General features: G+C 58.9%; 12 protein-coding genes and 2 pseudogenes. 1 reads left to right on the forward strand and 13 read right to left on the reverse strand.

What is annotated here, in order from left to right:
• Positions 1 to 24: 24 nt before the first annotated feature.
• The 4 genes and pseudogenes from CAter10_RS12955 to htpX all read right to left on the reverse strand — a co-directional run bounded on the left by CAter10_RS12955 (position 25) and on the right by htpX (position 3,696).
• The gene (locus CAter10_RS12955) at positions 25 to 1,227 is read right to left on the reverse strand and encodes a tryptophan--tRNA ligase (protein WP_061533729.1); all 1,203 of its coding nucleotides are present in this window, start codon (positions 1,225 to 1,227) and stop codon (positions 25 to 27) included.
• 31 nt (positions 1,228 to 1,258) lie between these two features.
• Positions 1,259 to 1,917 (reverse strand): annotated as a pseudogene (locus tag CAter10_RS12960) (site-2 protease family protein).
• A 180-nt stretch (positions 1,918 to 2,097) separates the two neighbouring features.
• Positions 2,098 to 2,721, reverse strand: coding sequence for an L-threonylcarbamoyladenylate synthase (locus tag CAter10_RS12965; protein WP_061533730.1), 624 nt, complete (start codon positions 2,719 to 2,721; stop codon positions 2,098 to 2,100).
• Between the two features lie 90 nt (positions 2,722 to 2,811).
• Positions 2,812 to 3,696 (reverse strand): protease HtpX, encoded by an 885-nt coding sequence (gene htpX / locus CAter10_RS12970; protein WP_061533731.1) that lies wholly within the window; start codon positions 3,694 to 3,696, stop codon positions 2,812 to 2,814.
• Positions 3,697 to 3,871: 175 nt separating this feature from the next.
• Between htpX and CAter10_RS12975 the strand changes: the two genes are divergently transcribed.
• Entirely contained in the window at positions 3,872 to 5,011 is a 1,140-nt protein-coding gene (locus tag CAter10_RS12975; RefSeq protein ID WP_061533732.1) for an SLC13 family permease, read from the forward strand.
• Between the two features lie 7 nt (positions 5,012 to 5,018).
• On the opposite strand, the gene CAter10_RS12980 is transcribed toward CAter10_RS12975, so the two are convergent.
• From CAter10_RS12980 to CAter10_RS13020, 9 genes and pseudogenes are all read right to left on the reverse strand, one after another.
• Positions 5,019 to 5,333: a cytochrome C oxidase subunit IV family protein gene (locus CAter10_RS12980; RefSeq protein ID WP_061533733.1), complete on the reverse strand. Its 315-nt coding sequence runs from the start codon at positions 5,331 to 5,333 to the stop codon at positions 5,019 to 5,021.
• Between the two features lie 8 nt (positions 5,334 to 5,341).
• Positions 5,342 to 6,043, reverse strand: coding sequence for a heme-copper oxidase subunit III family protein (locus CAter10_RS12985; RefSeq protein WP_061533734.1), 702 nt, complete (start codon positions 6,041 to 6,043; stop codon positions 5,342 to 5,344).
• Positions 6,044 to 6,072: 29 nt separating this feature from the next.
• Complete coding sequence (locus tag CAter10_RS12990) at positions 6,073 to 6,777, reverse strand: cytochrome c oxidase subunit 3 family protein (RefSeq protein ID WP_335340157.1); 705 nt, start codon at positions 6,775 to 6,777, stop codon at positions 6,073 to 6,075.
• Complete coding sequence (ctaD, locus tag CAter10_RS12995) at positions 6,710 to 8,473, reverse strand: cytochrome c oxidase subunit I (protein ID WP_061533735.1); 1,764 nt, start codon at positions 8,471 to 8,473, stop codon at positions 6,710 to 6,712. The genes CAter10_RS12990 and ctaD overlap by 68 nt, the downstream gene beginning before the upstream one ends.
• Before the next feature lie 21 nt (positions 8,474 to 8,494).
• On the reverse strand, positions 8,495 to 9,688 hold the full coding sequence (gene coxB / locus CAter10_RS13000; RefSeq protein WP_061533736.1) for a cytochrome c oxidase subunit II: 1,194 nt from the start codon (positions 9,686 to 9,688) through the stop codon (positions 8,495 to 8,497).
• 195 nt (positions 9,689 to 9,883) lie between these two features.
• A complete protein-coding gene (locus tag CAter10_RS13005) occupies positions 9,884 to 10,384 on the reverse strand; it encodes a hypothetical protein (protein WP_061533737.1) in 501 nt (166 codons plus the stop codon).
• Positions 10,385 to 10,783: 399 nt separating this feature from the next.
• A pseudogene (locus CAter10_RS13010) lies at positions 10,784 to 11,611 on the reverse strand (3',5'-nucleoside bisphosphate phosphatase).
• 108 nt (positions 11,612 to 11,719) lie between these two features.
• A complete protein-coding gene (locus CAter10_RS13015) occupies positions 11,720 to 12,616 on the reverse strand; it encodes an alpha/beta fold hydrolase (RefSeq protein WP_061533738.1) in 897 nt (298 codons plus the stop codon).
• Between the two features lie 25 nt (positions 12,617 to 12,641).
• Entirely contained in the window at positions 12,642 to 13,667 is a 1,026-nt protein-coding gene (locus tag CAter10_RS13020) for a patatin-like phospholipase family protein (protein ID WP_061535338.1), read from the reverse strand.
• Between the last annotated feature and the right edge of the window lie 64 nt (positions 13,668 to 13,731).

Below are 13,731 nucleotides of genomic sequence, written 5' to 3' on the forward strand. Positions count from 1 at the left end.
GCGTGTTCGATAGCAGGATGGTACTCAGGCGTAGCCCAAGCCCATCGCTTCGCGCACATCGCGCATCGTATCCTGCGCCAGTTTGCGTGCATGGTCGCAACCGTCCGCAACAATCGCCCGCACCAGCGATGGATCGTCCAGATATTGCTGGGCGCGCTCGTGCATCGGCTCCTGCTCCCGGATGATGGCGTCGATCACCGGCTGCTTGCATTCGAGGCAACCAATGCCGGCGCTGCGGCAACCCTTGTCGGCCCAGGCCCTGGTCGCATCGTCGGAATACACTACGTGGAATTGCCATACCGGACACTTGTCCGGATTGCCAGGATCGGTGCGCCGCACGCGCGCCGGATCGGTCGGCATGGTACGGACTTTCTTCGTGACCACATCTTTGTCTTCGCGTAGCGCGATCGCGTTGCCGTAGCTCTTCGACATCTTCTGTCCGTCCAGGCCGGGCAGGCGCGATGCCTCAGTCAGCAGCGCCTGCGGTTCCGACAGGATCAGCTTGCGGCTGCCTTCGAGGAAACCGAACAGACGCTCACGGTCGATCATCGACAGGTTCTGGGCGTCGTCCAGCATCGCCTTGGCCTGCTCCAGCGCACTCTCGCTACCCTGCTGCTGGAACTCTGTGCGTAATTCGTTATAGAGCTTGGCACGCTTGCTGCCGAGCTTCTTGACGGCATCCTGTGCCTTCTCTTCAAAACCCTTTTCCTTGCCATACAGATGATTGAAGCGGCGCGCGATCTCTCGCATCATCTCGATATGCGGCACCTGATCGTCGCCGACCGGCACCTGACTGGCACGGTAAATCAGCACGTCGGCGGCCTGCAGCAGCGGATAGCCGAGGAAACCGTAAGTGGTCAGATCGCGATCTGCCAGCTTTTCCTGCTGATCCTTGTAGGTAGGCACCCGCTCCAGCCAGCCTAGCGGCGTCGCCATTGACAGCAGCAGGTGCAGCTCGGCATGCTCCGGCACTTTGGACTGGATGAACAGAGTCGCCTGCGACGGATCCACGCCGGCCGCCAGCCAGTCGATCAACATCTCCCAGGTACTGGTCTCGATCACGCTGGGATCGTCGTAATGGGTGGTCAACGCGTGCCAGTCGGCGACGAAGAACAGGCATGGCAGTTCGGATTGCAGCCGAATCCAGTTCTTGAGGGCGCCGTGATAGTGGCCAAGATGCAGCGCCCCGGTGGGGCGCATGCCGGAAACAACGCGGTCAGGATACATAGATAGTCAAGGTCAAATCAGGTAAGGAAAATCAACGCAAAAGCAACAATAAGGGCGAGACGATCCACTGCAAGGCAGTCTGGGCAATCGTCATGACCGGAGTCATCCAGAAATATAATACCTTCAGCAGCACCAACGCCATCACGATAAAGAAACCGTACGGCTCGATCTGTGCGAACTTGTACGCGTATTTATTCGGCAGCAGGCTGGTCAGGATACGGCCGCCATCAAGCGGTGGGATCGGAAACAGGTTGAAAGCAAACATCACCAGATTGGTCAGGATGCCCGCCCGCGCCATCAGGGCGAAAAAGTCCTCTTCGACCCGGAATACCGCCAGCGCAATCAACACCAGCATCCATATCAGCGCCATCACGAAGTTGGCTGCCGGCCCGCCAGCGCAACCCAGGCCATGTCGCGCTTGGGCTTGCGCAGCTGGCCGAAATTGATTGGCACCGGCTTCGCATAGCCGAACAGGAAGGCACCGCCGGTTGAAAAATACAGCAGGATCGGAATCAGGATGGTGCCGAACGGATCGATATGCTTGATCGGATTGAGGCTCATACGCCCCAACATGTAGGCGGTGGAATCGCCAAAATACTTGGCGGCATAGGCATGGGCGGCTTCGTGCAGCGTAATCGCGAACAGCACAGGCAGTGCATACACTGCAACGGTTTGGATAAGATCATTCATGGGCGGGATTCTATCAGAGGGGTTGCCGCAGTGCGTCGCAAATAACGGGGGCACCGTCCGCAACGCTCTTAACCTGGATGAAGCGCGGCAAGCATTGCCGGCGTTGCGGCGGGATTGCAGCGCCGAGAAAAATTACAAAAAATAAACACCGGCGCTAGCAGCGGCACGCCAGCGCCAGGATCACAAGCCGAACAAGCCGGCGTCGCCGCGGCCCTGGCGTATCAGTTGCGGCTCGTCATCGGTCAGGTCGACCACCGTGGTTGGCTCCAGGCTGCAGGCACCGCCATCAATCACCAGATCGATCTGTTTTTCCAGCCGGTCGCGCACTTCTTCCGGATCGGTCAGCGCCTCGCCTTCGCCAGGCATGATCAGCGTGGTGCCGATCAATGGCTGCCCAAGCTCCTCCAGCAGCGCTTGCACGATGCTGTGCTCCGGCACCCGCAAGCCGATGGTCTTGCGCGCCGGATGACTGAGGCGGCGCGGTACTTCCTTGGTCGCCTCGAGAATGAATGTAAAAGCACCCGGCGTGGCGCTCTTCAGCAGGCGGAACTGGCGGTTGTCGACCTTGGCGTACAACGAAATATCGCTCAGATCGCGGCACATCATGGTCAAGTGATGCTTGTCGTCGACGCCGCGGATACGGCGTACGCGTTCCACCGCGTCCTTGTTATCCAACTGGCAGACCAGCGCATAACAACAATCGGTCGGCAAGGCGACAATACCGCCGGACTGGATGATTTGCACCGCCTGCTTGATCAGGCGCAACTGCGGATTATCTGGATGGATTTGAAAAAATTGGCTCATGGTTCAGGCATTCACAATCATTCAAAAAATGAAAAACGGCGATAGCCCACAGGCTACCGCCGCATTCATGAAACTTTGGTTAGCGGCAAATTACAGCGCGGTGACCTGCGGATTACGCAAAGCGGCAATACGCTGCTCGATCGGCGGGTGGCTAGAAAACAGCGACATGAAGCCTGGCTTGTCATTGATCCCGAGCGCGGCCATCGATTCCGGCAAGGTGGCGGGTTCAATCCCACCCAGGCGCGCCAGCGCATGCTGCATCGGCAACGCGCTACCCAGCAGCTTGGCCGAACCGGCGTCGGCGCGGAACTCGCGATGGCGCGAGAACCAGGCCACGATCAGCGAGGCGCCGATACCCAGCACAATCTGCGACACCAGCACGGTGGCCATATAGCCGATGCCGGGGCCGTCGTTATTGCCGCGCGACAAAGCGCGATCGACAGCATAACCGATCACGCGCGACAGGAACACCACGAAGGTATTCACGACGCCCTGGATCAACGTCATGGTTACCATATCGCCATTGGCGATATGGGCGATTTCGTGACCGAGGACAGCCTCAACCTCTTCCTTGGTCATGCTCTCGAGCAGACCTGTAGAAACTGCCACCAGCGCGGAGTTCTTGAAGGCGCCGGTAGCGAACGCATTGGCATCACCCTGATACACTGCCACCTCTGGCATGCCGATACCGGCACGCTGCGCCAGTTTGCCGACGGTATCGACCAGCCACAATTCGGTTGAATTGGAAGGCGATGTGATCACACGTGCGCCGGTCGACCATTTAGCCATTTGCTTGCTGATCAACAGGGAGAAAATCGAGCCGGTAAAGCCAACCACCAGCGAGAACACCATCAACATCGGCAGATTCAGGCCGCTACGCGTCAAAAAGCGGTCCACGCCCAACAACGACAGAACGATGCTCATCACAACCATTACTGCGATATTGGTGGCAAGGAACAGGAAAATACGTTTCATGCGGAAAGCTCCAATCGGAAAAGAATTGCCTTGAAGATAAGGTCGGAGACGCAGATTTCAAGAGTGAGAGCGGCAATTATGCCAGACTGTCAGCATGGAAAAACGAAGCACTTTCACAATTTTCTCGCAGCAAACACAAGCCGTTCACGCATTAACCAAATAACAAAGAAGATTCATGTCAGAAATTGCCAAAGCCGTACCTTCTCAATCTTTCATCCACGACATCTGCCGGCCATTCCTGCGCGATCGCCTGATGCACCTGCTGCTGATCGCGGCGATCGTGTTGTCCGTCCTGTCGCCCCACCCGATTGCCGACTACCGGGCCTGGGTTGACTGGCACACTATCGCCACCCTGGCAGGCATGCTGCTGCTGACGACCGGCATAGAAGCCAGCGGCTACCTGGAACACTTGGGCCGGGCGATCATCAACCGGCTGCACAACGAGCGTGCGCTGGCGATTTTTCTGGTGTCGGCTGCCGCCCTATTGTCGACCGTCCTGACCAACGACATCGCACTGTTTGTCATGGTGCCGCTGACGGTGGGCCTGCGCGGCATAGGCAACTTGCCGATCGGCCGGCTGGTCATCTTTGAAGCGCTGGCGGTCAACGCCGGCTCCCTGTTGACCCCAATCGGCAATCCGCAAAACATCCTGCTGTGGCAACGCTCGCATTTGTCGTTTGGCGCATTCACGTGGCAGATGGCGCCGCTTGCGCTGGCGATTTTCCTGATGCTGATGGTCGCGACCTGGCTCTGCTTCCCCAAGCACACCATCCATGCCGAACTGGAGGACAATCCGGCTTCCTATCGCGTCGGCCTGCTCAGGACTTGCGCCGCGCTTTACCTGGCGTTCCTGGCGACGGTAGAACTTGGATACCCGGGTTGGGGCCTGCTATGCGTTGCGGCTGCCGCGCTGCTGTTCTGCCGCGAAATCATTGCAAAGGTCGATTGGAGCCTGATCCTGGTCTTCATCCTGATGTTCATCGACATCCAGCTGCTTACCCAATTGCATTTCATTCAGTCCTGGGTTGCCTCAATTCCGAGTTTTTCGCAACTTGAGCTGCTCATGGCGGCAATGCTTGGCTCGCAAGTCATCAGCAACGTGCCTGCAACGATCTTGCTGGTGAACTATTCCACGGCCTATAAAGTCATAGCCTACGGCGTCAATGCCGGCGGCTTTGGCCTGGCAATCGGTTCGCTGGCCAACATCATCGCGTTGCGCATGACGCCAGAGCGCCATCTGTGGCTACGTTTTCACCTGTACTCGTTTCCCTTCCTGTTGTTATCGGCGCTGGCTGCCTGGGCGCTACTGACTTGATTATCCGTCAGCGGAAAAACAACAAGCGGGTGACGAAAGTGTAATCGGCCTCGGTCGCCATCAGCCCTACCAGCACCAAGAGACACAACGGCGGCAACAGGATTGCGCACACCAGGGCCATGCGCTCCCACGCCATGTGCATGAAGAACGCGACAATCAGTCCGGCCTTCATCAGCATCAGGACGATGATCAAGGCCCAGCGCAGGTAGCTGTGAAAATTGAAATAATCGACCAGATACGACAGCGTGCTGAGTACAAACAGCAAACCCCATATCTTCAGGTAGAGGCTGATCGGATGTTGTTGCCCGGTAGCGGAAGTCATGGCGGCACCTACCAAAGATAGAACAGCGCAAAAATGAAAACCCAGACCAAGTCGACGAAGTGCCAGTACAAGCCGGCGATTTCAACGATCTGGTAATTGCCGCTTTTTTCATAGCGGCCGCGCAGCAGGCGGACCGCAACCGTCACCAGGTAAATCACGCCCGCGCTGACGTGCAGGCCATGAAAGCCAGTGATCATGAAAAAGGTCGAGCCGAATTGCGCCGCGCCCATCGGGTTGCCCCAGGGGCGCACGCCTTCCTGCAAAATCAGCTTGCTCCATTCGAACACTTGCATGCTGACAAAGGTGACGCCAAAGCCCGCAGTCACCAGCATCAATATTGCCGCCCGCACACGATCGCGGCGATAAGCAAAGTTGACGGCCATCGCCATCGTGCCGCTACTGCTAATAAGGACGAAGGTCATGATGGCGATCAGCAGCAACGGCACCTCGGCAGTACCGATCTTGAGGCTGAACACCAGGCTCGGGTTCGGCCACGGTACAGTGCTGGAAATGCGCACCGTCATGTAGCCGGTCAGGAAACAGCTGAAGATGAAGGTATCGGACAACAGGAAAATCCACATCATCGCCTTGCCCCACGACACCTGGAAGGCTTGCCGGTCCGACGACCAATCAGCCACCAGCTGACGCCAGCGCCCTGGTGCTTGCCCGGACGGCGGCGCAGCAGACGGTGCGGAAGAGACGGTACTCATATGCGCTCCTTTAGTTGCTCTTTTGCGGCTCAGCGAACGCCGCAGACCATGCGCACCACATCAGGCGTCAGCCAGCCAAGTACCGCAAACAGCAAGAGCCAGACCGCCAGCAAGAAATGCCAGTAACGCGCGCACAAGCGGATCTGCCATGCCAGGCGTCCGGCATCCTGGCGACGAGCGCCAGCGGCGGTGATGCCCCACGCCACCAATCCACCTGCCACGTGCAGACCGTGCATGGCGGTCAGCAGATAGAAAAAGCTGCCGGCCGGATTACCTGTCGTGGTCACATGTATCGCTTGCAATGCCAGCCAGCCCCACCATTGCACGATCAGGAAAGCGCAGCCGCACATCCCGGCAGCCAGCAAACGGGTGCGCGCACGCTGCAATAGCAGCACCGAAGCCGCCCTGGCGGCAAGTTGCAGCAGCACGCTGGCTAAAGCCAGCAGCGCGCTGCTCAGCCATAGCTGCCATGGCATGGCCAGCGGCGACCAGTCACTGGCATCCATCCGCATCACATAGGCGGCGATAAACAGCAAGAACAGCGCCGTCGCTACGCCGATGAACAGCCACAAGGCAACGCTGATGGCGGCGCCGCGGCGGTCGCCCTGGAAGCCGGGCCGGATTTTCCGTAGCCGACCGCAGGCACTTTCAAGATCGCTGCCTGGTTCATGCCAATGCCTCCTTGCCGATGCGCGACTCGGCGTCCCCTGCCATCGGCGGCGCGTTTTGCGCAATGAAATCCTGTTCTGCGCCAGGTACGCTGTAAGTGTAGGCGCCGCGATAGACCACCGGCAAATGCGGGCCCCAATTGCCATGCGCGGGTGGTGTCGACGGCGTTTGCCATTCCAGCGAAGCGGCGCGCCACGGGTTCGGATCGGCGCGCTTGCCGCGGAACACGCTCCACACCAGGTTGAAGATAAAGGTCAGTTGCACCGTCGCCACGATCAGCGCCACCACCGTGATGAAGGCGTTCAACGTCTGCGCGGACTGCGGGATGAATTTATAGCCCTCGAAAACGTAATAACGGCGCGGCATGCCGAGGATACCCAGATAGTGCATCGGAAAGAAGATCGCGTAGGTGCCGAGGAAGGTCACCCAGAAATGCAGTTTCCCCAGGGTTTCATTGAGCATGCGGCCAGTGATCTTCGGATACCAGTGATAGATACCGCCAAACACCACCAGTAGCGGCGACACGCCCATCACCATATGAAAATGCGCGACCACGAAATACGTATTAGAGAGCGGGATATCGACGCTGACATTGCCAAGGAACAGCCCGGTCAGGCCGCCGATCAGGAAAGTGCTGATGAAGCCGAGCGCGAACAGCATCGGCACCGATAGATGGATATCGCCCTGCCACAAGGTCAGCAGCCAGTTATAGACCTTGATCGCAGTCGGCACGGCAATAATCAACGTAGTAGTGGCGAAGAAGAAACCGAAATACGGATTCATGCCGCTGACGAACATGTGATGCGCCCACACCACCACACTCAACACACCGATGGCGAGGATCGCGTACACCATGGTGCGATAGCCGAAGATGCTCTTGCGTGCATGCACACTGATCAGGTCCGAGACGATGCCGAACGCCGGCAACGCCACGATATACACCTCGGGATGACCGAAGAACCAGAACAGGTGCTGGAACAGTAGCGGACTGCCGCCCTTGTAGCCGCTGATCTGTCCCATCGACACCAGCGATGGCATGAAGAAACTGGTGCCCAGCGTACGATCCAGAAGCATCATCACGCCGCTCACGAACAGCGCCGGGAACGCCAGCAGCGCCAGGATAGTCGCCACGAAGATGCCCCACACGGTCAACGGCATGCGCAACAAGGTCATGCCCTCCGTACGGGCCTGCAGTACCGTCGTGACATAGTTCAGGCCGCCCATGGTGGCGGCGACAATGAAGATCAGCAGCGACACCAGCATCAGGATGATGCCCCACTCGTAACCCGGCGTGCCGGGCAGGATCGCCTGCGGCGGATACAGTGTCCAGCCCGCGCCGGTCGGCCCGCCGGGGACGAAAAAGCTCGCCATCAGCACGATCACCGAGAGAAAATACACCCAGAAACTGAGCATGTTCAGGTAGGGAAAAACCATGTCGCGCGCGCCCACCATCAACGGAATCAGGTAGTTGCCGAAGCCACCAAGGAACAGCGCAGTGAGCAGGTAAATCACCATGATCATGCCGTGCATCGTCATGAATTGGTAGTAATGCGGCGCGTCGATAAAGGCGAACTTTCCAGGGAATCCCAGCTGCAAACGCATCAGGTTCGATAACCCGACACCGACCAGCCCGGCCAGGATGGCAACGCTGGCGTACTGAATCGCAATCACCTTGTGGTCCTGGCTCCAGACGTATTTCAGGAAGAAGCTTTGCGGCCCGTGATCGTGATTATCGTGGGTGCTGTCGTCAGTGTAGGCCATGGCGTTCCTCGGTGAGAGCGTTCATTGCTGCGCCTGCTGCTTTGGCGCCGCCGGCGGCGGCACGCCAATCGATTTGATATAGGCAACCAATGCCTCCAGCTCGGCGTCGGTCATTTCTATCTTCGGCATCATCGGCGTAAATCCCTTGACCACGCGGGCCTGCGGATTACGGATGAAATTCTTCAGGTAAGTTTCGTCGACCTGCGCCGTGCTGCCGTTTTCCATGGTTTCGGTCTTGCCGAACAAACCTTTCCAGGTCGGCCCGACGCGCGGGCTGCCATCCACCGTATGACAGGCAACGCAAGCTTTCGATTCTGACAGCGCCTTGCCCTGCGCCACCATGGCATCGGTGTTCGCGCCACTCCCGCCAATCGCAGCCGCGGCCGCAGTTGGTGCCGCCGCGAGCGCGCCACTTGCGGAAGGTGGCGCCATCGTCTGCGCAAAGGTCGGCTGCGCCGTCAACCAATGCTGGAAGCTGGCCTCGTCCTCCACCACCACATAGCCGCGCATGCCGGAGTGCCCAACCCCGCACAGTTGCGCGCACAGCACCTCATAACGACCTGGCTTGTCAGGCGTGAACCAGAACGACGTCACCATTCCCGGCACCATGTTCATCCGGGCGCGGAACGGCGGCACGAAAAAATCATGCAGTACGTCCTGGGAGCGCAGCAGCATCTTGACCGGCTTGTTCAGCGGCAGGTGCATCTCATTATTGTTGACCAGGATGTTGTCCCGCCCGGACGGATCGGCTGGATCGAGGCCGAATGGATTGGCGGCGCTGACCAGGTCGATACTGCTGCGCCCCAGCTTGCCGCTTGCCCCCGGATAGCGAAAACGCCATTGCCATTGTTGGCCGACCACCTCCACCTGCAATGCATTGGCCGGCGTCGTCACATAGGCGGCATATACGAACAGCCCTGGCGCCAGCAAGCCCATGATAGCGACGCTGGTGGCGATGATCAGCCAGCGTTCCAGCCGCTTGTTTTCGGGAGCATAAGCCGCAATACGGCCTTCGCGATGGCGAAAACGCAGCAACGTGTAGACAAGGAAGAGGTTGATCAGAACGAAGAAGATGCCGGTGATAACGAAGGTAATCGTCAGCGTATCGTCCATCTGCCGCCAGTTCGACGCCAGCGGCGTGGCCCACCAGGGGCTGACGAAATGAAACAGCACCGAGGCGAAGACGATCAGGACGAGTGCAGCTGCCATGGCCATAGCTATCCTCTCTCCTGCGGACCAGGTCCGCCGAAGTGACATAGAAGCAATGAAGACTATTCTCTGAACGCTGCAAACAGAAAATGAACGGCAACAAACCCGAGCCAGGCGGCGCTCTTGCTAGCGATGCACGATGCCGGCGAATCAGATGTGAGTTCCGATCCGCCGTCATGCACGCGCAAGAAGACCTTGCCGTTATTCCTTTATCGGGCGCTCCAGCTTCCAGTAAATGATCGCCGCCGACATGCCGAAGATCAGATGCGCAACCAGGGTTGACCATCCGCGCATGTCGTCAAACCATGAGAAGAAGCGGGCCATGCCGTAAAAATTGAACAGATAGACGACCAGGCCGAATACTGCGCCGGTCAACAGCACCATGCCGATGCTGGAATCGAAGTGGAAAGGCGCGATGATGGCAGCCAGGATCAGGCCGAGGACGATCCCCAGCACATAGTGCGTGGCCATCGCCACGGCAACTACGCCGACGCTGAAATCGCTGGCCTGCATGGTGTCCGGCCCAAGGACAATGGCGGCTACCATGCGTGAAGTGGTCCATGGGCTGACGTCCGTCACCATGGTTGACCAGAATAGCTCCAGCACCATCAGCACTGCACCTGCGGCAAAACCGGCGACGGCTGCCGCCGGCCAGTTCGGCAGGCGATGCTCCCAGTGATGCGAATGCATGTGAAGTTCCATGACGACCTCCTGAAAAACGCTAACGCTCAACAACATTCCCGACGCGTTCTCGCGGCATCCGATAAAAGCCGACACCGTCGCATCGAAAGGCCTGTCGCCAAGCGCCCCACCCTGCCTTGGCGCCGCATAACCAATAGCGCGGCGCGTAGTCACGGCACCGGGCACTTACACTACAGACTCCATTTCAATGTAGTACAGAATCATAGACATGCAAAGGCGGTAACTATGGTGCGACGCAGCAGCAATGGACGCTGCCAGCAGAGGGAGAATCCAGCCGGGACAAGGCTGAAAACTGGAGAGGAGAGCCACGCGTGCAGACGGCAACGCCGGCCATTTTCACCGGCTTCCAGTCGCTTCTAGCCAACTCCGGCTGCGGCCGGAACAAATCACGTTGCGTGATTACCAATCGTGCCAGATCGGGGTAACGCTATCAGGAAGAGGCGGCAAAGCGCCAAGGTCGACCCGCGACTCGGTCGGACTGTGGAAATCAGAACCGCGCGAAGCCAGGAAGCCGTAATCGGCCGCCACCTTGGCGTAGTAATCGTATTGGTCAGGGGTATGGCTGCCGGTCATGACTTCGATTGCGGTCCCGCCCAACTGCTTGAATTCATCGAAAAACGCACCGAAAGCCAGATCGCTCAGCTTGTAGCGCCCAGGATGTGCCACCACCGCCACGCCACCGGCGCCGCGAATCCAGCGCACGGATTCTTCCAGCGTTGCCCAGCGATGCGGAACGTAGCCGGGATTACCTTCTGTCAAAAATTACGGAATACTTCGCTGGTGTCGGCGCAACGGCCGATTTCCACCAGATAACGGGCAAAATGCGTGCGCGAGATCAAATCGGGATTGCCGACATGCTTCAAGGCGCCTCGAATGCACCGGGAATGCCGACAGCGGCCAACTGCTCTGCCATTTCATGCGCGCGCCGCTCACGACCGCCACGGGTCGCCACCAGCCCTGCACCAGCTCCGGATTGGTTTCGTCGATTTGCAGGCCGACAATGTGAATCGTCTGGCTAGCCCAGGTAATCGATATTTCGACCCCGGACACGTAGCGCAAATCAAGCGCTGCCGCCGCTGCGCGCGCTTCGGCGATACCGTCGATTTCATCGTGATCGGTCAAGGCCCAGATATCGACACCGTTGGCCTTGGCGCGCTCAGCCACCGCCGTCGGAGTCAGGGTGCCGTCGGAAACGTTGGAGTGGCAATGGAGGTCAACATTCAACATCATTTGTCCGTGCTGCAGGGTAAGCAAAAAGGAGTCATCTGCCGATTGTACGCCCGTTGGCCCTCTCATGCTGCAAACGCACATTTTTGTTGCGGGTGAACTGCTCGTTCAGCGGCCGCAGTGCTCTTGCAGGAAGCGTTCGATCAGCACCGCCAGCGCCTCAGGCTGATCATGATGCAACATGTGTCCAGCATCCGCTATCACGGCACTTTCAGCGTGCGGCAGGAACGCAATTCGACGATCAATTTCGCCGCGCATCGACTCCTTGCCGCCCATCCACAGCCACATATTGGTCTCAGCGGCTTCAACGCACAGCACCGGCGCGCTGATGCAGCGCCAGCAGGCAATCATTTCCTCGACTCTCGGCAATACCGGATTGACGATCTTGTGGGCAGGATCGCCAAGGATTTCCCAGCGCCCGGCATCGTTCTGGCGCGACCAGTGCCGGGCCAGGAAAGCTGCCCGTTCATCGCTCAGACACGGGTTGGTTTTTTGCAGGCGTGCGGCCACCGCCGCCACGTCGGAATAGGTATTCATGGTTGCCGGCGCGCGCAATTGATCCAGCCATTTGGCATAACGTGCCGGCGCCAATTCCGGCGCCATGTGCTCACCGCCGAAACCTTCCAGGTTGATCAGCGTCTTGACCCGCTCCGGGCGCGCGCCTGCATACAGGCCGACAGCATAGCCGCCCATGCTGTGCCCGAGCAGATTGACAGCCTCGTCGCCCGCATAGTGTTGCAGCAAGGCGTCAAGGTCCGCCAGATAATCGGGAAACCAGTAGGTATCCACCGGAGGCCCTTCCGTCAGGCCGAAACCGCGCCAGTCGGGCGCAATCACGTGCCATTCGTGCTGCAGGCAATCGACCACGAACTGGAATGAGGCGGCCACATCCATCCAGCCGTGCAGCATGAAAATTTTCGGCGCGCCGACGCGGCCCCAATGGCGTACGTGATAGCGCAAACCGCGCAAGGGAACGAATTCGAAACGGGATGGAATCATCGGCATAGTAGGAGCAAAATCGGACGAAAAATCAGGCAAGAAACTGGTCGAGGTCAAAATTGGGATGCAGCGTGTTGCCGGTAAATTTCTCTGCCAACCAGATGTCAGCGCGCTGGCGGCCGGCATCGCGCAATGCATGGATGAACGACGCTTTGGTGTTGAGTTTGCTGGCGACGCTCAGTTGGCTCATCAACGCGTCCGAATCGATCACGTGGATTGCCAATTCCTTGAGGCGCTCGTGCATCTTGCCGCGCGCCTGCGGATCGGCTTCCGTTTCACGCTTGGCCAGCGCCAGGCCGCCCAATTCGGTGAAGAAGGTGGAGCTGAAACTGATTTCACTCAGCCGCTGGCCGATTTCGTCAGTGCTGGTCGGCGTCAATGGCCGCCGGAACGGGTGCAACAGCACCGCCACCACATCGGGTGAGGTACACAAATGCAGCAATGGAAATATTGGCGGATTGGCGGTCAGTCCGCCGTCCCAATACGCCTCGCCGTCGATCTCCACGGCATGATGCATCGATGGCAGGCAAGCCGATGCCAGCAGCGCATCCTGCGTCAGATCGTCGTTGCGGAAAATACGCAGCCGGCCGGTGCTCACTTGCGTTGCCGCGATGAACAGCTTGACCTTGCCCTCGCTGCGCAGGCGTTCGAAATCGATCTGTTTGCCAAGGATGTCGCGCAGCGGATTCAGATCAAAGGGATTGAGCTGGTATGGAGAAAACATGCGTGTTACCGAGAACATGTGTTTCAGCAAAGCCGAGGAAGTCGCCTGCGAAGCGATGCCAGCCTCACTCAGCGCCTCCGGCCGCATGAAACTGTAAAGATCCTTGGTGCTGACGCTATCCCAGAAATCAGCCAGGGCCTGGCGCGCACCGTCACGGCCGCCGATTGCCAGACCGTAGCTCATCGCCACCGCATTCATCGCGCCGGCGCTGGCGCCGCTGATGCCCTCGATATCGATGCGCGGATCTTCCAGCAAGCGATCCAGCGCACCCCAGGTGAACGCGCCGTGGGATCCCCCACCCTGCAACGCCAACGTCACTGTCTTGTTTTGCATGCCAGCCATCCCCGGTAAATTAGTCATCATTGCATGAAGCCCTGCCAGCGGCGTCGTCTTTTTG

Origin of the sequence: Collimonas arenae (assembly GCF_001584165.1) — a bacterium.
Lineage (GTDB): Bacteria > Pseudomonadota > Gammaproteobacteria > Burkholderiales > Burkholderiaceae_D > Collimonas > Collimonas arenae.